Here is a 17,243-nt window from a genome sequence, read left to right on the forward strand (position 1 = left end):
GATGCATCAGGCTGGGATCGGCAGCCGCCGCGCCGCGCGCGACGGCGGCCCGATGCGTCAAGCGTTCCGGTCGTCGCCGGCCTTCGCGCCGTTGCGGCGGCGCAGTCCCGGCCCGAACGTGAAGCCGAACGCGAGCAGCACCAGCGACACCGCGAGCACGATGTTGTTGCCGCTCGTCACGTACGGCGTGAAGCCGCTCGTGCCTTCGATCCGCACGTCGAGCGAGCCGATCGTGAACGGCTTCAGCTGGCCGAGCACGCGGCCGTGCGCGTCGATCGCGGCCGTCATCCCGGTGTTGGTCGAGCGCAGCATCGGCCGGCCCGTTTCGAGCGCACGCATCCGCGCGATCTGCAGGTGCTGGTCGAGCGCGATCGTGTCGCCGAACCACGCGAGGTTCGTCACGTTGACGAGCACGCCGGGCGGCTGCGGGTTGTCGCGGATCGTCGCGGCGATTTCCTCGCCGAACAAGTCCTCGTAGCAGATGTCGGCCATCACCGGCTGGTTGTGCACGAGGAACGGCTTCTGCACCGGCGCGCCGCGCGCGAAGTCGCCGAGCGGCATCTTCATCAGGTCGACGAACCACCGGAAGCCCCACGGGATGAATTCGCCGAAGGGCACGAGATGGTGCTTGTCGTAGTGATAGATGTCGCGCGAATGCGGTGTCACGCCGTACAGGCTGTTCGTGTAGTCGACGTAATGGCCGTCCGGCGTCACCGATGCGCCGACCGCGCCGAACAGCACGGCCGAGCCCGTCGTGTCGCTGAACTTGCGGATCGCGACGGCGAACGGTTCGGGCAGCTCCTGGATCATCACCGCGATCGCGGTCTCCGGCGTGACGATCAGGTCGGCCGGCTTCTCGACGATCATCTGCGTGTACATCTTGATCGCCGCGTCGATGCCTTCCTGCTCGAACTTGATGTCCTGCTTCACGTTGCCCTGCAGCAGCCGTACCGTGAGCGGCGCGTTCGCGGGCACGGTCCACGTGGCCTGCGACAGCCCGATGCCGGCCGCGACGAGCGCGACGGCGATGCCGGCCGGCGCGGCCATGGACAGGCTCGGCACGCGCGCATTGCCGGCGGCACCGCGCTCGTCCGCGGCCGACCGGCGCGCGGCAACGAGGGCCTGCACGACCAGCGCGGCGAACAGCGCGAGCACCCAGGCGATCCCGTACACGCCGACGACCGGCGCGAAGCCCGCGAACGGGCCGTCGACCTGCGGATAGCCGCTCGCGAGCCACGGAAAGCCGGTGAACACGGTGCCGCGCAGCCATTCGCCGAGCGCCCATGCGCTCGCGAACGCGAACGCGCCGTGCCAGGTCGGCGAGAACGGCCGCGGATCGGGTGTGCGGCGATGCCGCGCATGGCCCGCGCAGAACGACCAGAGCCCCGCCGAGAACGCCGGGTACAGCGACAGGTACAGCGAGAACAGCACCAGCGCGCCGCCCGCGAGCGGCGCGGCCATCTCGCCGTATACGTGCATGCTGATGTAGAGCCACCAGATGCCGCTGATGAAGTTGCCGAAGCCGAACGCGCCGCCGGTGAGCGCGGCGCCGCGCCAGCTCGACGTGCGCGTCAGCTGCGCGAAAAACCAGACGAATACGACGAGCTGCAGCCAGCCGCCGTGCGGGGTCGGTGCGAAACTGAGCGTATTGGCCGCGCCGGCGAGCAGGGCGGCCGGATAGTGCCAGCGCGGCAGCGTGCGGCCGGGCGCCGGCGCGAGAAGACCGCCAGCCGGGCGGGACGGGATCGGATCGTCCATGTGAAGCGAAAGAGGGCGAGCGGTTGAAGGAGACGCGGCCGGCGCGAGACGGTCAGTCCTCGTGCGAGGTTTCGGCGCGGCGGCTCGCGAGCGGATTGCGGCGCACCAGCAGCACGTGGACCTGGCGGGCATCGCCGCGCTGGATCTCGAACACGAGGTTGCCGAGTTGCAGTTTCTCGCCGCGGTGCGGCACGCGGCCGAAATGATGGGTGATCAGCCCGCCGATCGTGTCGACCTCGTCGTCGGGGAAGTCGGTGCCGAACGCGTCGTTGAATTGTTCGATCTCGGTGAGCGCGCGCACGCGGAAGCGGCCGTCCGGCCCCGAGATGATGTTGCCGGCTTCCTCGTCGAAGTCGTATTCGTCCTCGATGTCGCCGACGATCTGTTCGAGCACGTCCTCGATCGTGATCAGGCCCGCGACGCCGCCGTATTCGTCGACGACGATCGCGAGGTGGTTGCGGTTCACGCGGAAGTCGTGCAGCAGCACGTTCAGGCGCTTCGATTCGGGAATGAACACGGCGGGGCGCAGCATTCCGCGCACGTCGAATTCCTCTTCGGCATAGAAGCGCAGCAGGTCTTTCGCGAGCAGCACGCCGATCACGTTGTCGCGGTTCTCCTCGTACACGGGGTAGCGCGAGTGCGCCTTCTCGAGGACGAACGGGATGAAGTCTTCAGGCTTGTCGGCGATGTTGATCGCGTCCATCTGCGCGCGCGGCACCATGATGTCGCGCGCGCACAGGTCGGACACCTGGAACACGCCTTCGATCATCGACAGCGAGTCGGCGTCGATCAGGTTGCGTTCGTGGGCGTCCTGGAGGATTTCCAGCAGCTCGGTCCGGGATTCCGGCTCGGGCGAAATGAAGTCGGTCAGGCGCTCGAGGAGCGAGCGCTTTTCTTGCGGTTTGTCGGTGAGCTTACGACTGGGATACGAATCGTTCATGGTGGTGCGCCCGGGTCATGCCGGGGCGCGCGGTCACGGAGTAGGCAAGGATACACCAAGGGCATGGCGCGGCCGTGTCACACCGGCCATCCGGCCGGGGGCGGGCGGCGCACGCAAGCCCCGCTGGGGAACGGCCGCGCCGGGCGCGACGCCGTCCTTCGTATCCATCCTATCTCAGAAAGGGGCGGCGGGGCAGCGGCGGCAAAAAAGCGGGGGAGCGGGAGGCGACCGGCCGGTTGGTCGGCGTCAGCGGCATTTCGTCGCGCGCAGGGCAGGCCGGGCGCGCGCTCAGACCCTCAGAAGCGCATGCCGGCGGAGCAGCCGCCGGCGGCCGCGCCGTTGGTCGCGGCGCCGCCGCAGCCGAACATGCCGCAACCGGACAGCGCCACGCTCGCGGCAACGAGCAGCGCGGCCAGCATGGCGCGCGATCTGCGTGACGGGTTCATGGGCGCGGATTCTCCTTCGAATGCACGGGTGCGGCGGTCGGTGGGGTGCAAGCCGGCCGGTCGGGCATCACCGGCATCGCGCGAGCAGCCCTTCCAGCGCGCGATCGGGGATGCCGCTCGCGCGCAGCGCGTCCACGGTGCGGCTCACGTAGTCGAGCGTCGTGCCATAGCGGCCGGCCGCGCAGCTGAACACTTCCTTGACGACGGGGTCGGTCAGCTTGCCGGTGTAGGTGGGCACGTCGCGGCGCATCACGAATGCCAGCGCGTTCACGCGTTCACCGGTCTCGAGCGAGCACGGCAGCCACGCGGGCCGGTACGAGCCCATCGGCATCTCGCGTTTCCACAGCGTCTCGAGGTGCGGCTGTGCGGTCGGGCCCGCGAGCCGGAAGGCGATGCCCGAGCACGAGCCGCCGCGATCGAGCGCGAGCACGAGGCCCGGACGTTCGGGTGTGCCGCGGTTCACGCGCGACCACAGGTAGAGCCCGCGATGGTAGCCGTGCACCTTGCCGCGCACGGCGGCGACGGTCGGCAGCCCGGGGTTCCAGATCAGCGAGCCATAGCCGAACAGCCAGAGATCCTGCCGGCCGTCCCAGTCGCGCATCGTGTGCGCGAGCGACGCCGCGAGCTCGTCTTCCGTCAGCAGCCGTCCCTCGCCGATCGACGGCGGGTAGGCGGGCGGCAGCATCGCGGCGTGGTGCATGGTGCGGACGGCGCTTACCGGTACGGGTTCGGGAAGCCCAGCTTCGCGAGGATGTCGACTTCGAGCGCTTCCATTTCGGCGGCGTCCTCGTCGCTCGTCTCGTGATCGTAGCCCTGCGCGTGCAGCGCGCCGTGCACCAGCAGGTGCGCGTAGTGGGCCGCGAGCGGCTTGCCCTGTTCGTGCGCCTCCTTCTCGACGACCGGACAGCACAGCACGAGGTCGCCGATCACGGTGCCGTCGGGCGCCGGGTCGTACGCGAAGGTCAGCACGTTGGTCGGGTAGTCCTTGTGGCGGTAGCCGGCGTTCAGCGTGCGGCCTTCTTCCTCGCCGACGAAGCGCACGGTGAGCTGGGCGCTCGCGAACAGCGCCGGCTCGATCCATTCGGCGATCAGCTTGCGCTTGGGGAGCGCCTTGCGGATGTCGCCGGTGATTTCGTCGCCGTACTGCACGGACAGGTCGAGCTCCAGCTCGCGCAGCTCGTCCGCCATTTCCGCGATTTCCTCGTCGCGCGGCGCGGGTTCGGCACCCACGTGCAGCGTCACGCTGTCGTAGTGCTCGGGCTGCAGCGCGAGCTTCGCGCGCATCGCCGGATCGTTGTGCTGCGCGACGATCGCGACGGCTGCCTCGCCCGAGCTGCCCGACAGGTCGAACATCAGGCTGCGGCCGTCCGGGAAGTCGATGCGAAGCCCTTGCGCGTTGACGGTCCGGGCCTTGCCCTTCGCATCGAACAGCGAAAGGCGGGGGAAATCGGACGCGGCGGACTGGTCGCGGCCGGACTTGCGAGAACGGGAAGATTTCATGACGGGTGCGGCGATTGGAATCGCGTTGAGGATACACCAAACGGCCGATCGCTCCCGAATTCGAACCGGCCGCGCGCGGGCGAAAAAAAGCCCGGCGCGCCGTCGGGCGGGCCAGGCCGTCGGCCGGTGCGGCGCGCGGGCGCCGCCGGCTCGTTACGCGTCCTTGTGCTGCGCGTGGAAGTCGTCGTACGCCTCGACGATGCGCGCGACGAGCGGATGCCGCACGACGTCCGCGCTCGTGAAGCGCGTGAGCGCGATGCCGCGCACGCCGCCGAGCACCTGCTGCGCCTCGACGAGGCCGCTCTTGTGCCCGCGCGGCAGGTCGACCTGGCTCGTGTCGCCGGTGACGACGGCCTTCGAGCCGAAGCCGATCCGCGTGAGGAACATCTTCATCTGCTCGGGCGTCGTGTTCTGCGCCTCGTCGAGGATGATGAACGCGTGGTTCAGCGTGCGGCCGCGCATGTACGCGAGCGGCGCGATCTCGATCATCTGGCGCTCGAACATCTTCGCGGTCTTGTCGAAGCCGAGCAGGTCGTACAGCGCGTCGTACAGCGGCCGCAGGTAGGGGTCGACCTTCTGCGCGAGATCGCCCGGCAGGAAGCCGAGCCGCTCGCCGGCCTCGACGGCCGGGCGCGTCAGCACGATCCGCTTGACCTGGTCGCGCTCGAGCGCGTCGACCGCGCACGCGACCGCGAGGTAGGTCTTGCCGGTGCCGGCCGGCCCGATGCCGAACGTCACGTCGTGCTGCAGGATCTGCTTCAGGTATTCGCGCTGCGCGGGCGTGCGGCCGCGCAGGTCGGCGCGCCGCGTATAGAGCTTCGGCGCGGGCTCTTCGTCCGGCAGTTCCGCGTCGAGCTGCACGACGGGCTCGTCGAACGGGTGGTCGGGGTCGCCGCGAAAGCGCACGTCGAGCGTGTCCTGGCGGCCGTTGCCCGAGGTGTGGCGCACTTCGACCAGCGCGAGCTGGATATCGTCGACCGATAGCGGATCGCGTGCGCGGTTGTAGAAGTTCTCGAGCGCCGCGAGCGCGAGCTTCGCGCCGCGCCCGCGGATCGTGATCCGGTGGCCGCGCCGCGCGAGCGTGACGTCGAGCGCCTGTTCGATCTGCCGCAGGTTCTCGTCGAGCGGGCCGCAGAGGTTGGCGAGGCGCGCGTTGTCGTCGCGCGGCGCGGTGAATTCCAGTGCTTGGACGGTCTTCAAAGTAGCGTCGGGCTCCTGTTGAGCGTCAGTCGGTCAGTGGGTGGCCGCGCTCGCGTCGTCGCTCACGAGCAGGAGCTCGCCGCGCAGCGAGTGCGGGTACGCATGGTTGATCTTCACGTCGATCATCTGGCCGATCAGGCGCGGGTGCGACGCGAGCGGCGCCGGGAAATTCACCACACGGTTGTTCTCGGTGCGGCCCGCGAGCTCGTTCGGGTCCTTGCGCGACGGGCCCTCGACGAGGATCCGCTCGACCTTCCCGACCATCGACTGGCTGATGCGCGCGACGTTCTCCTCGATCGTCGCCTGCAGATGTTGCAGGCGTTTGAGCTTGACCTCGCGCGGCGTGTCGTCGTGCAGGTTCGCGGCCGGCGTGCCGGGGCGCGGGCTGTAGATGAACGAGAAGCTGGTGTCGTAGCTCATCTCGTGCACGAGCGCCATCATCTTGTCGAAATCGTCCTCGGTCTCGCCGGGGAAGCCGACGATCATGTCGGTCGACAGCGACAGGTCCGGGCGGATCGCGCGCAGCTTGCGGATCACCGACTTGTATTCCAGCACCGTGTAGCCGCGCTTCATCGCCATCAGGATGCGGTCGGAGCCATGCTGCACCGGCAGGTGCAGGTGGCTCACGAGCTTCGGCACCTTCGCATAGGTGTCGATCAGGCGCTGCGTGAATTCCTTCGGGTGCGACGTCGTGTAGCGGATCCGCTCGATGCCGGGGATGTCGGCGACGTATTCGATCAGCGTCGCGAAATCGGCGATGTCGGTCGACCCGGCCGTCAGCGCGCCGCGGTACGCGTTCACGTTCTGGCCGAGCAGCGTGACTTCGCGCACGCCCTGGTCGGCGAGGCCGGCCACTTCGGTCAGCACGTCGTCGAGCGGGCGCGATACTTCATCGCCGCGCGTGTACGGCACGACGCAGTAGCTGCAGTACTTCGAGCAGCCTTCCATGATCGACACGAACGCACTCGGCCCCTCGACGCGCGCGGGCGGCAGGTGGTCGAACTTCTCGATCTCGGGGAACGTGATGTCGACCTGCGCGCGGCCGCTCTCGCGGCGCGCGTCGATCATCTGCGGCAGGCGGTGCAAGGTTTGCGGGCCGAACACGAGGTCGACGTACGGGGCGCGCGACACGATCGACGCGCCTTCCTGGCTGGCGACGCAGCCGCCGACGCCGATCAGGAGGCCCGGCTTCGCTTCCTTCAGCTCGCGTACGCGGCCGAGATCGGAGAACACCTTTTCCTGCGCCTTCTCACGCACCGAGCACGTGTTGAACAGGATGATGTCCGCGTCTTCCGGGGTATCGGTCTTTTCGAGGCCTTCGGCCGCATTGAGCACGTCGACCATCTTGTCCGAGTCGTACTCGTTCATCTGGCAGCCGAAGGTCTTTACGTAAACTTTCTTGGTCATGGGGATTCGCCGTTCGCAGTGGTTGACCTGGGGGCGTCGTCAAGGGTGAATCGGGACGGCTGCTGCCGATGCAGCGGCTCGTGCCGGTGCCGCGTGGCGGACCGGGGCGCGCAGCGCGCGCCGGGCGAGCCTGTCGTAACGCGTGAACGCGTAAAAGGCCGTCGGGAAAGCCTTCCATTATAGCTTTACACGCCGTCCCGGGCGGCTGGCGGGTTGCAGCCGCGCGACGCCCTTCGTTGCGCTCCGACCCCGATATGGCGCCGCGGCAACCGTCAGCGGCACGCGTTCAGCAGGTCGTCGAACGCCGCTTCCTCGCGCGCGAAGCGTTCGGCGCGGAAGTCGAGCAGCACGCGCACGCGCGGCGCCATGTAGCGCCCGACGTCATGGCGACAGGAAAAGGTTCGCGAGAAACGCATTCCTCCGCGATGCTGATAACGGTGTGAAGATAACTTCGTTTGCCGGGTCGGGGCCGGGTGATAGCGTCTCGATACGCGCCGTTGATGGCGCAACCCGATTCCGGCTTACCCCATTCGCAGGGCCGCGCGGCGGCCCGGAGGCCATGCTATGTCTTCACCCCTGGCGCTGGTGCGCGACGTGTCGTCCTTCGAGTCCGGCAATGCCGCCGACGCGCGGACGGCCGCGTCGCTCGACGTCCTCGAGCAGGTCGTCGGCGTGAATCTCGCGCGCTTGCGCGCCGAGCGGCAGTTGTCGCTCGATGCGCTCGCGCGGCTGTCCGGCGTGTCGCGGGCGATGCTCGCGCAGATCGAATCCGCGCGCAGCGTGCCGTCGATCAAGGTGCTCTGCAAGATCGCCGCGGCGCTGAAGGTATCGGTCGCCGCATTCCTGCGCCGCCACGCGGTGAACGGCTTCGAGCACCTGGCGGCCGAGCGTGCGGCGCGCGTCGTCAGCTCGAACGGCCGTTTCTCGGCGCGCGCGCTGTATCCGGAAGGCGAGCCGGCCGCGGCCGAGTTCCACGAGCTGCGGATCGCGCCGCTGCACACGGAAGCCGGCGCGCGCCGCGCGCCCGGCACGACGGTCAACCTGGTCGTCAGCGAGGGCACGCTCGAAGTCGGCGTGCACGATCGCCGCCAGTTGCTCGCGACCGGCGACGCGATCGTGTTCGACGCCGATCAGCCGTACAGCCTGCGCAATCCCGGCGACAGCGAGGCACGCGCGTTCCGTGTGACGGTGAGCCCCGAGGTGCCGCCACGCTGGCTCGTGCCCGACGCCGCGCACGCGGCGGGCTGAGTGCGCGGGTCGCCGCGCCGGCGCCGGTTCCACCGGGGACGGGCGGGCAGGCCCGACGTCGGCCGTTCGGACGATGCCGTTAGACGGAGTCGTCAGTAAGGTTTTAGGTGTGGTTCGCTGCGCGGTGCGCGCAGCTGATGTATGCTTGGCCCGCCGGTCCGGGACAGATCCCGGCCGGTAATCAGTGCGTCTTCAGGGCGGGGCGAAATTCCCCACCGGCGGTAGGCTGGCGAAAGCCGGCGAGCCCGCGAGCGCCCGCGCAGCCGCGCGGGGTCAGCAGATCTGGTCGAATGCCAGAGCCGACGGTCATAGTCCGGATGAGAGAAGATGTGCAGATAGTCATGTCCGTCAGGGCCGCTTCGTCATGCGTGCGAAGCGGGTTGTCGTTCTGTCTGTTTGCAATGCCCTGAAACGTTTTTCGCCCAAATCATCATTGCGAGGAGCGTTTCACATGTCCTTCATGTCCGTTTCGTCGGCACCCGCCGACGCCTTTGCCGATCTCCCGTTGCTGGATTCCGAACCGGTGCCGCCGCGCATCGCCGCCGCGCTCGACGCATTGCGCGCGGGCCGCGCGGTCGTGTTGCAGGACGATCACGACCGTGAGAACGAGGCCGACCTGATCGTCGCCGCCGAGCGCATCACGCCCGAGACGATGGCGCTCCTGATCCGCGAGTGCAGCGGCATCGTGTGCCTGTGCCTGACCGACGACAAGGTCCGCGCGCTTGAGCTGCCGCCGATGGTGCAGACCAACGAGAGCCGCAACGGCACCGCGTTCACCGTGTCGATCGAGGCGCGCGAAGGCGTGCATACCGGCGTGTCCGCGGCCGATCGCGTGACGACGATCCGCGCGGCGATCGCCGACGATGCGAAGCCGTACGACATCGTGCGCCCCGGCCACGTGTTTCCGTTGCGTGCGCAACCGGGCGGCGTGCGGGCGCGTCGCGGTCACACCGAAGGGACGGTCGACCTGTCGATCCTCGCGGGCCTGAAGCCGGCGGGCGTGCTGTGCGAGCTGATGAATCCGGACGGCACGATGACGCGCGGCGACGACGTCGAGCGTTTCGCGCAGCAGCACGGGTTGCCGATGCTGACGATCGCGGAACTCGTCGAATTCCGCGAGGCGCTGGCGGCCGCGCGCGAGCGCTGCTGCGAACCGGCCTGACGGCCGGCGTAGCGGGCGCGCCGCCGCGCCCGCGGCACGGCGTGCGCATCGCGCCGCACGCCGGTGATGTCGATCCGGCGCGTGCGTCCGTCAGGACTGCACGTCGCCGAATTCGCCGCGCAGGCCGGCCGCGACGAGCGCCGGCAGTTCATCCATCTTCCGCATGATCCGCGTGATGCCCATCGCGCGCAGCGCGTCCGCGTAGTTGTCGGGGATGTGGCTCGCGCCGACGAACGCGATCGTCTTCATGCCCGCCGCGCGCGCGGCGTTCAGGCCCGATACGCTGTCCTCGACGACGATGCAGCGCGCCGGCGCGACGCCGAGCGTGTGCGCCGCATGCAGGTACACGTCGGGGTAGGGCTTCGGCCGCGCGACCTGCTCGGAGCTGAACACGCGATCGCCGAAGATTTCGGTGAGCGACGCGCGTTTCAGCGAGCTGCGCACGCGCACGAGCCGGCTGTTCGAGACCACCGCGGCCGGCAGGCCGACCTTCAGCAGCGCGTCGCGCACGCCGGTGATCGGCGCGAGCGATTGCGCGAGACCGGTTTCGATGTTGTGCTCGATGGTCTCGATGAAGTTGTCGGGCATCCGGATGCCGAAATGCGCCTCGAGCCCCGCGAGAAAGCGCGACGTCTGCTGGCCGAAGGCGGTCTTCGCGGCGTCTTCGAAATCGAGGTGCGGGAAGGTGGCGGACAGCGTTTCGAACAGCACGCGGTCGGCAATGACTTCGCTGTCGACGAGTACGCCGTCGCAGTCGCAGATAAGGTGATCGAGCATGGTGGTGAAGAAGCGGGGTGTCGGCGACGCCGATCATCCCGCCATGATACGTGCTTTCGCGGCTGCGCCGCGCGACGTTTCGGCGAGCCCGCTTGCGCGGCCGGCCCGGTCCGGCGGATCGGATCCGGCCTGGTATCGCGGCATGGCGGCGACGCACCGCACGCGTCACACCTCGACCACGCGCCCCGTCTGCCACGACGTCATCGCGGCCTCCGCCAGCTCGAGCGCGGCGAGCCCGTCGTCGATCGTCGTCCTGACCGGCGTGCCGTCGCGCAGCGCATCGACGAAGTGCGCGATCTCGGCCGCGTACGCGTGCCGGTAGCGCTCGAGGAAGAACGGCTCGGGCACGTCCGTGGCGATGCCGTTCGCCGACCATGCGGTCACTTCGGTCGGCCGCACGTTGCCGGCCTGCAGCATCCCGTTGCTGCCGAGCAGCTCGAAGCGCTGGTCGTAGCCGTACGCCGCGCGGCGCGACGTGTTGATCTGGCACAGCAGGCCGCGCCGCGTGCGGATCGTCACGGCGGTCGAATCGATGTCGCCGGCATCGCGCACGGCCGGGTCGGTCAGGCAACTGCCGGTCGCGTGCAGCGTCTGCGCTTCGTCGCCGAGGATCCAGCGGAATACGTCGAAGTCGTGGATCAGCATGTCCTTGAAGATGCCGCCCGAGCTGCGAATGTAGTCGACGGGCGGTGCGCCGGGGTCGCGGCTCGTGACGACCAGCATTTCCGGGGCGCCGATCTCGCCGCGCTCGACGCGCGCCTTCAGCGCGGCGAAGGTCGGATCGAAACGGCGCTGGAAGCCGATCATGCAGGTGACGCCGCGACGGCGCACGACCTCCGCGCATTCGCGCGAGCGCGCGACGGTCAGGTCGACCGGCTTCTCGCAGAACACGGCCTTGCCCGCATTCGCCGCGGCGACGATCAGGTCTGCGTGCGTATCGGTGCTCGATGCGATCGCGACGGCCTGCACGGATGCGTCGCCGAGCACACGTTCGATGTCGACGACCTGCGCGCCGTGCGCGTGCGCGAGCGCGTCGGCCGACGGCGCATGGCGGTCGACCACGTACTTGAGTTTCGCACCGGGGTGGCGCGCCAGATTCGCGGCGTGGATCTTCCCGATTCTTCCCGCACCGAACAATGCAAATTCGATCATGGTGTTCTCCTGTTGACTCCGTTGTGTGTCGACGGCGCGCGGCACGCATCGGCCGCACGCCGGGTCGTCCGTCAAAACGAATGGTTGATGCCGATGTTCACGCCGGTCTGCGAACGGCCCGGCAGCGGATTCGCGAGGTTGTCGTTGTCCGTGCCGGGATGGTTGTTCGCGACCGAGAAATTCGAGCCGCTCGCGTTGCGCACGTTCGCAACGGTCGCGTACAGCAACGTGCGCTTCGACAGGCTGTACGCGCCGCCGAGTGCGAACATCGACGCGTTGCCGGACGGGTCGTGCGTCGCGTCGCCCGCGCCTGATCCGACGTGCACGTAGTACGCGGCGCCGCCGAGCGACAGCGCGGGCGTCACGCGATACTGCGCGCCGACCCAGTAGTGGTCGGCATTGCGCGCGAGGCCGGCGGGCGTGTCGGGCGCATTCAGGTGCGTGTACGCGGCCTGCAACGTCAGCGCACGCCAATAGAGGTTCGCGCCGGCGAAGACCTCGCGCGAGCTCGTGAACACGTTGCTCATCCGGCCGTTCGCGTCGCGCAGTTCGTCGTACATCGCACGCAGCATCACGAAGTCGTTGCGGTACGTGAGCTGGATCCCGTCGCTGCGGCCGTATTCGTTCGCCGCGCCGAGATTGAAGCCGCCGGCCTGGTTGCCGAGCGCGTACTGCGCGTGCACGCTGAAGCCGTTCCATGATGGCGACCGGTATTCGATGTTGTTGCTGGTGATCGGCACGTTGCGGCTGCGCACCAGCGCGGTCGCGGAATAGGCCTGTTGCAACAGCGGATCCATGTCCCACTGGTCGTTCGCGATGAACAGGTTGCGGCCGAACGACAGCGTGCCGAGCCGGTCGTGGCGCACGCCGACGAGCGCCTTGCGGCTGAACAGGCGGTTGTTGCCGTCGCCCGCGCTGCCCGACATCAGGTTGATGCCCGATTCGAGGTTGAAGATCACGCGATAGCCGCCGCCGATGTCTTCCTGGCCGAGCAGCCCGAACCGGCTTGCGCCCCAGTCGCTGCTTTGCGCGCGCAGCCGCGACGCGGTGGTGCCGTTGCCGGTCTGCACCTGGCTCACGTAGTCGAGGCCCGCGTCGGCGACGCCGTACAGCGTGACCGACGTCTGTGCGAAAGCAGCTGAATAACAGAGGATTCCTGAGCAGCCGAGCGCGGTCAATGCGATTCGTTTCATATCGTCTCCATACCTGTCGTCGTTTTGTTGTGGATTGTCTGCTTGTTGCCCGCGCGGCGGTTGCCGCGGCGGCGTGCGCCGCCGCGACGCTCAGCGAGCCGCGAGTTCGCCGCGGAGATAATCGATGCTGGCGCGCAGCCGGTCTTCGATGTCGTCCGCTTCCGCGATCTCGCTCGCAAACGGCTCGAATGAGAATGCCCCTTGATAGCCGCGCGCGAGCAGCTCGCGCAGCTGCCGGACGTTGCCGAGCCGGTCGGCGCCGCCGACCAGCACACGATGGCCGTCGCGCATCCGGTCGACCGGCAGGTCGCTTTCCTCGACGCCCGAGATGTGCACGAGGCCCGTCAGGTTCGGGAAGAAGATGTCCTCGCCCGACAGGTGGTGGTGGAACGTGTCGTGCACGAGCCGGAAAACCTGCTCGCCGGACGCGGCGTAGATGCCCTTAACCGCGTCCGACTTGCGGCGCAGCGCGCATTCCTCGAAGCCGAGCGGCTCGATGAAGCCAAGGAGGCCGCGTGCGTCGAGGATCGGCTTGAGCGCCTTGAGCGCCTTCACGAGATCGGCGTGGCGCGCGTCGGCGTCGCGCGTGTCGCCGCGGCTGTTGGTCGGGCACAGCACCAATGCGCGCGCACCGCATTGCGCGGCGTAGTCGGCGAGCGCGGTCGCTTCGTCCGCGCGCTCGGCATTCCATTGCTCGAAGCGCTGCAGCGCGTTGATCGTCAGGATCGTCACGCCGCCGGCTTCGGCCGTCGCGCGCACGGCCGAAGCCGGCGTGCCGTCGGTGATCTCGACGCCGTCGAGATCGTTACGGATCTCGATCGTGTCGACGCCGAGCCGCCGGCACAGCGCGACATAGCGGTCGAGCGGCAGGCGCGGCGCGCTCATCCGGTTCAGCGAAAAGTGGAATGCTTGTTGCGTCATCGTTCTGTCCTCGGGTGTCGAGTGGGGCGGGGCGAATCGGGTGAAGCTGCGCGCGTGCGTGGCGGCCGGCGCATCCGCCGGTTCCGCGGCGAGCGCGCGCCACGTGTCGCGCAGCCACTGCGCGCACGCGACGTTGTTGTCGAAGATCGAATAGCGGGCGCCGCCGCCGTAGTCCGGAAACGGGATGAACTCGCAGCTGATCTGCTCGAGCCGTGTCGGCCGCGCCTGAACCTGCCACTGCAGCAGGTGCCGCAGTGCCGTTTTCCACGTGTCGAGCGGCGCCGCGCGCCATTCGCCGTGATACGCGCCCGGTGCCGGTTCGACGAACGGGTACTGGATTCCGCGGCCGGGCCGGCCGTCCGCGCGGCGCATCCAGCGGTTCGCCGGATTGTTCGGGATCACGCTGCGCGCATGCGCGTGCCGGACCCACCCGCGTGCGATCCAGTCGGCGTAGACGGCAGACGGCGAGGCCGGGTCGAGCAGGTGCCGCACGCTGTCGACCGGCCCGCGCAGGCCCGACGCATCGAGTTCGGCGCGATTGCCGATCTTGAACAGCAGGTGCGAATGGTCGAGCGTGATCCGGAACGGCACGCCGGCCTGCTCGACACATTGCGCGACGCGCGCGATCCGCAGGAAATCCTCGCTCCACATGTCGACGTGCACTTCCAGGCTCGGCAGGCAGCCGACCGGCTCGCCGCGTTCGTAGGCGCGCAGGTAGAAGTCGGCGACTTCGCCGTCCGACAGCGGATGGCCGTCCGCGTGGTGCGCGACCAGCTGGCAGTTGAGCACCGTGCTGCCGAACCGCGCGCCAGCGTCGACGATCTCGGCGACGTGCGCCTCGTCGCGGCCGGCGCACCAGATGCCGCCGATCACGCGAATCGGCAGTGCATGGCGGTCGACGAGCGCGAAATACGGCGACAGGTCCTCGCCGCGCACCGGGTTCTTTTCGACGTAGTCGAACACGCCGGCGCCGGCGATCATCCGGAACCGCTCGGCGGGCGTGGGCAGCGGCAGGCCGTCGTGTTCGAGCACGCCGTCGAGGTTCACGCCGATGAGGATCGCTTCAGCCATCGTCTCCATCCGTTCTGGTTCTGGATGGCTGCCAAATGTACGGACGTGCCGAGCGGGCTGCATGACAAACGTTGACGAAAAATCGCCAATGCGGCGGTCGATTTTTCCGTGACGCGCCTCCGCGCGATGCGCGGCGGGCGTCAGGCCGGCAGGTATGCGCTGGTGCGCACGTTGGCCGAGCAGAACACGCGGAATTCGACCGGATCGCCCGGCGGCGGCTGTTCGACGATGCCGCACGCGTGCAGCACATGCTGCAACGCGGAAATCGCCTGGCCGTCCGGATCCTGGTCGATCGCGATGTCCATCGAACCGGCCTCGATGTAGGTGCGGTGCAGGTCGATCATCTCGTGCCCGATCCAGACGACGCGCCCGGCCGCGCCCGCCTTGCGCAGCGCGGCCTCGATGCCGGCCGAGCCCGCGCCGCTGTTGTAGATCCCGACGATGTCGTCGTGCGCGTGCAGTGCGTTCGTCACCGCGCGATAGCAGCGGTCGTCCTGGTCGAGCGTTTCGATCGGCGCGTCGTCGCAGCCGAGGTCGGGAAATGCTTCGCGCAGCTGGTCGACGCAGCCGGCCATCCGGTCGGCGTGCGCGCGGTAGCCCATGCGTCCGCCCAGCAACAGCACGCGGCCGGGGCGCGCCGCGAGGCGGCCGATGTAGTAGCCGGCCGTGCGCCCGGCGCGGTAGTTGTCGATGCCCGCGTAGTGCACGCGGTCGATGCCGCCGATGTCGGTGACCATCGTGACGACGGTTTCGCCGCGCGCGATCGCGCCGGCCAGCGCGTCGCGCACGCGTGGCGTGTCGCGCGCGGTGACGATCAGCGCCGCGCGCCGGTAGGCCGGCCGCTCGATCAGCGCGGCCGCGCGTTCGTCGTCCGCGGCGGGCAGGATGGTCCGGTGCACGACCACGCGCCGGTCGAGCATCTGCAGCGAGCGCTGCACCGCCTGCTGCAGCCGCCGGAAGAACGGCGCGTCGGTGTCGGGCAGCAGCACGTCGACGTGAAGCAGCCCGTGCCGCGTGTCGGGCAACTGGCGCGGCACGCCGAGCTGGCGCGCGGCCGCGACCACGCGCTCGCGCGCCTGTGCGGACACGCTGCCGCGCTCGTTCAGCACGCGGTCGACGGTGGTCGTGCTGACCCCGGCGAGCGCCGCGATCTCGTCGAAGCGCGCGGTGCGCTTGCGCCAGCGCGGACCGGTGGGGTCGGCCATGGTCGTCTCCGTGTTTATCCGTCGTCGCCAGCGGGGTGTGGCGCTGACCGGAAAGCTAAAGCGATGGCGAAATTTCGTCAACGTTTCGATTGAGCGGGCCACGGCCGTCGCCTAATTTTGAACGCATGCGAAGCGCTTGCCGCGCTTCCCGCAAACGAAGAACCAGGAGACACGAGTGGCCCATACGGACGACCAGGCGCACGACCGCACCGCGGCGGCGCGCCGTCAGGAATACCGAATGATCGGCGGCGCCGGCGAGCGTGCGCAGGCCGCGGGGCTCGTCAACGCCGAGTGGTACCGGTGCCCGGTGCCGCGGCCGCTGATGAAGCAGCTGATGCAGCGCGGCGACGCGCGCGCGATCCGCGACACGCTGATCTGGTACGCGGCGATCGTCGCGAGCGGCGCGCTCGCGTGGCTAGCCTGGCGTGCGCATTCCGCGTGGGCGATTCCCGCGTTCTTCGTGTACGGCACGCTCTACTGCAGCCCGGCCGACTCGCGCTGGCACGAGTGCGGGCACGGCACCGCGTTCCGCACGCGCTGGATGAACGACGTGCTGTACCAGGTCGCGTCGTTCCAGGTGTTCCGCCGCGCGACGGTATGGCGCTGGAGCCACGCGCGCCATCACACCGATACGCTGGTCGTCGGGCGCGATCCGGAAATCGCCGCGCCGAAGCCGACCGACTGGCTCGGGCTCGCGCTGAACGTGGTCGCGCTCAGGCATGTGGCGGGCGAGCTGCGCAAGATGATCGTGCTGGCATCCGCCGGCCGGCTCGACGACGAGGAACGCACCTACGTGCCCGAATCGGAGTGGCCGAAGGTCGTGCGCGAGGCGCGCATTCATCTGAGCGTTTATGCCCTCGTGATCGGCGCGTCGCTGGTCTGGCACACGATCCTGCCGCTGCTGTACATCGGGCTGCCGAGCCTCTACGGCGCGTGGCTGTACCTGTACTTCGGCCTCACGCAGCACGCGGGCATGCCCGAGAACGTGCTCGATCACCGGCGCAACTGCCGCACCGTGAGGATGAATCCGGTGTTCCGCTTCCTGTACTGGAACATGAACTACCACGTCGAACACCACATGTTCCCGATGGTGCCGTTCCACGCGCTGCCGAAGCTGCATGAAGCCGTGAAGGCCGACATGCCGCCGCCGTACCGCAGCACGCTGGCCGCGTATGCGGAGATCGTGCCGGCGCTCGTCCGGCAGACGCGCGACCCGTCCCATTACGTCGTGCGGCCGGTGCCCGACGCGGCGCGCGCCTGATC

15 protein-coding genes, 2 pseudogenes and 1 riboswitch are annotated in these 17,243 nt (G+C 69.0%); of the genes and pseudogenes, 3 read left to right on the top strand and 14 right to left on the bottom strand.

Translation table 11 applies throughout. The annotated features are described in order from the left end of the window. Window positions 1–57: 57 nt before the first annotated feature. From lnt to DIE06_RS06770, 8 genes and pseudogenes are all read right to left on the bottom strand, one after another. A complete protein-coding gene (gene lnt, locus DIE06_RS06740) occupies window positions 58–1,758 on the bottom strand; it encodes an apolipoprotein N-acyltransferase (protein ID WP_124660731.1) in 1,701 nt (566 codons plus the stop codon). Window positions 1,759–1,810: 52 nt separating this feature from the next. Beyond that, window positions 1,811–2,698: an HlyC/CorC family transporter gene (locus DIE06_RS06745; RefSeq protein WP_124660732.1), complete on the bottom strand. Its 888-nt coding sequence runs from the start codon at window positions 2,696–2,698 to the stop codon at window positions 1,811–1,813. 296 nt (window positions 2,699–2,994) lie between these two features. Further along, window positions 2,995–3,144 carry a hypothetical protein gene (locus DIE06_RS38180; RefSeq protein ID WP_185733360.1) on the bottom strand — a complete coding sequence of 50 codons (150 nt, stop codon included), beginning with the start codon at window positions 3,142–3,144 and terminating at the stop codon, window positions 2,995–2,997. A 67-nt stretch (window positions 3,145–3,211) separates the two neighbouring features. After that, window positions 3,212–3,844 (bottom strand): gamma-glutamylcyclotransferase, encoded by a 633-nt coding sequence (locus DIE06_RS06750; RefSeq protein ID WP_124660733.1) that lies wholly within the window; start codon window positions 3,842–3,844, stop codon window positions 3,212–3,214. Window positions 3,845–3,858: 14 nt separating this feature from the next. Beyond that, window positions 3,859–4,644 carry an rRNA maturation RNase YbeY gene (ybeY, locus tag DIE06_RS06755; RefSeq protein WP_124660734.1) on the bottom strand — a complete coding sequence of 262 codons (786 nt, stop codon included), beginning with the start codon at window positions 4,642–4,644 and terminating at the stop codon, window positions 3,859–3,861. A gap of 153 nt (window positions 4,645–4,797) precedes the next feature. Then, window positions 4,798–5,844: a PhoH family protein gene (locus tag DIE06_RS06760; protein ID WP_124612639.1), complete on the bottom strand. Its 1,047-nt coding sequence runs from the start codon at window positions 5,842–5,844 to the stop codon at window positions 4,798–4,800. 33 nt (window positions 5,845–5,877) lie between these two features. Then, the gene (gene miaB / locus DIE06_RS06765) at window positions 5,878–7,251 is read right to left on the bottom strand and encodes a tRNA (N6-isopentenyl adenosine(37)-C2)-methylthiotransferase MiaB (protein ID WP_124660735.1); all 1,374 of its coding nucleotides are present in this window, start codon (window positions 7,249–7,251) and stop codon (window positions 5,878–5,880) included. 272 nt (window positions 7,252–7,523) lie between these two features. Further along, a pseudogene (locus DIE06_RS06770) lies at window positions 7,524–7,625 on the bottom strand (LysR family transcriptional regulator); the annotation flags it as partial. Window positions 7,626–7,815: 190 nt separating this feature from the next. On the opposite strand from DIE06_RS06770, the gene DIE06_RS06775 reads away from it, so the two are divergent. Then, window positions 7,816–8,499, top strand: coding sequence for a helix-turn-helix domain-containing protein (locus tag DIE06_RS06775; RefSeq protein ID WP_124660736.1), 684 nt, complete (start codon window positions 7,816–7,818; stop codon window positions 8,497–8,499). Window positions 8,500–8,683: 184 nt separating this feature from the next. Continuing rightward, window positions 8,684–8,832: riboswitch (FMN riboswitch) on the top strand. Window positions 8,833–8,950: 118 nt separating this feature from the next. Continuing rightward, the gene (ribB, locus tag DIE06_RS06780) at window positions 8,951–9,661 is read left to right on the top strand and encodes a 3,4-dihydroxy-2-butanone-4-phosphate synthase (RefSeq protein ID WP_124660737.1); all 711 of its coding nucleotides are present in this window, start codon (window positions 8,951–8,953) and stop codon (window positions 9,659–9,661) included. Between the two features lie 90 nt (window positions 9,662–9,751). On the opposite strand, the gene DIE06_RS06785 is transcribed toward ribB, so the two are convergent. The 6 genes and pseudogenes from DIE06_RS06785 to DIE06_RS06810 form a co-directional block, all read right to left on the bottom strand. Continuing rightward, window positions 9,752–10,438, bottom strand: coding sequence for an HAD family phosphatase (locus tag DIE06_RS06785; RefSeq protein WP_124660738.1), 687 nt, complete (start codon window positions 10,436–10,438; stop codon window positions 9,752–9,754). A gap of 165 nt (window positions 10,439–10,603) precedes the next feature. After that, window positions 10,604–11,590 carry an inositol 2-dehydrogenase gene (gene iolG, locus DIE06_RS06790; protein WP_124660739.1) on the bottom strand — a complete coding sequence of 329 codons (987 nt, stop codon included), beginning with the start codon at window positions 11,588–11,590 and terminating at the stop codon, window positions 10,604–10,606. A gap of 71 nt (window positions 11,591–11,661) precedes the next feature. Then, on the bottom strand, window positions 11,662–12,783 hold the full coding sequence (locus DIE06_RS06795) for a porin (RefSeq protein ID WP_124660740.1): 1,122 nt from the start codon (window positions 12,781–12,783) through the stop codon (window positions 11,662–11,664). A gap of 90 nt (window positions 12,784–12,873) precedes the next feature. Beyond that, on the bottom strand, window positions 12,874–13,704 hold the full coding sequence (locus DIE06_RS06800) for a TIM barrel protein (protein ID WP_124660857.1): 831 nt from the start codon (window positions 13,702–13,704) through the stop codon (window positions 12,874–12,876). A gap of 84 nt (window positions 13,705–13,788) precedes the next feature. Beyond that, window positions 13,789–14,775 (bottom strand): annotated as a pseudogene (locus tag DIE06_RS06805) (xylose isomerase); the annotation flags it as partial. A gap of 140 nt (window positions 14,776–14,915) precedes the next feature. Beyond that, a complete protein-coding gene (locus DIE06_RS06810) occupies window positions 14,916–15,980 on the bottom strand; it encodes a LacI family DNA-binding transcriptional regulator (protein ID WP_124660741.1) in 1,065 nt (354 codons plus the stop codon). A 175-nt stretch (window positions 15,981–16,155) separates the two neighbouring features. Here DIE06_RS06810 and DIE06_RS06815 point away from each other — a divergent pair, with 175 nt between their 5' ends. Beyond that, on the top strand, window positions 16,156–17,241 hold the full coding sequence (locus tag DIE06_RS06815; protein WP_124660742.1) for a fatty acid desaturase family protein: 1,086 nt from the start codon (window positions 16,156–16,158) through the stop codon (window positions 17,239–17,241). Window positions 17,242–17,243: the final 2 nt, after the last annotated feature.

Origin of the sequence: Burkholderia sp. Bp8998 (genome assembly GCF_003854235.1) — a bacterium.
Classification (GTDB): domain Bacteria; phylum Pseudomonadota; class Gammaproteobacteria; order Burkholderiales; family Burkholderiaceae; genus Burkholderia.

Coding starts and splice junctions, on each gene's coding strand:
- ybeY (WP_124660734.1), bottom strand. CDS start 4,644: ATGAAATCTTCCCGTTCTCGCAAGTCCGGCCGCGACCAGTCCGCCGCG.
- DIE06_RS38180 (WP_185733360.1), bottom strand. CDS start 3,144: ATGAACCCGTCACGCAGATCGCGCGCCATGCTGGCCGCGCTGCTCGTT.
- lnt (WP_124660731.1), bottom strand. CDS start 1,758: ATGGACGATCCGATCCCGTCCCGCCCGGCTGGCGGTCTTCTCGCGCCG.
- ribB (WP_124660737.1), top strand. CDS start 8,951: ATGTCCTTCATGTCCGTTTCGTCGGCACCCGCCGACGCCTTTGCCGAT.
- DIE06_RS06745 (WP_124660732.1), bottom strand. CDS start 2,698: ATGAACGATTCGTATCCCAGTCGTAAGCTCACCGACAAACCGCAAGAA.
- DIE06_RS06810 (WP_124660741.1), bottom strand. CDS start 15,980: ATGGCCGACCCCACCGGTCCGCGCTGGCGCAAGCGCACCGCGCGCTTC.
- DIE06_RS06750 (WP_124660733.1), bottom strand. CDS start 3,844: ATGCACCACGCCGCGATGCTGCCGCCCGCCTACCCGCCGTCGATCGGC.
- DIE06_RS06785 (WP_124660738.1), bottom strand. CDS start 10,438: ATGCTCGATCACCTTATCTGCGACTGCGACGGCGTACTCGTCGACAGC.
- miaB (WP_124660735.1), bottom strand. CDS start 7,251: ATGACCAAGAAAGTTTACGTAAAGACCTTCGGCTGCCAGATGAACGAG.
- DIE06_RS06775 (WP_124660736.1), top strand. CDS start 7,816: ATGTCTTCACCCCTGGCGCTGGTGCGCGACGTGTCGTCCTTCGAGTCC.
- iolG (WP_124660739.1), bottom strand. CDS start 11,590: ATGATCGAATTTGCATTGTTCGGTGCGGGAAGAATCGGGAAGATCCAC.
- DIE06_RS06800 (WP_124660857.1), bottom strand. CDS start 13,704: ATGACGCAACAAGCATTCCACTTTTCGCTGAACCGGATGAGCGCGCCG.
- DIE06_RS06795 (WP_124660740.1), bottom strand. CDS start 12,783: ATGAAACGAATCGCATTGACCGCGCTCGGCTGCTCAGGAATCCTCTGT.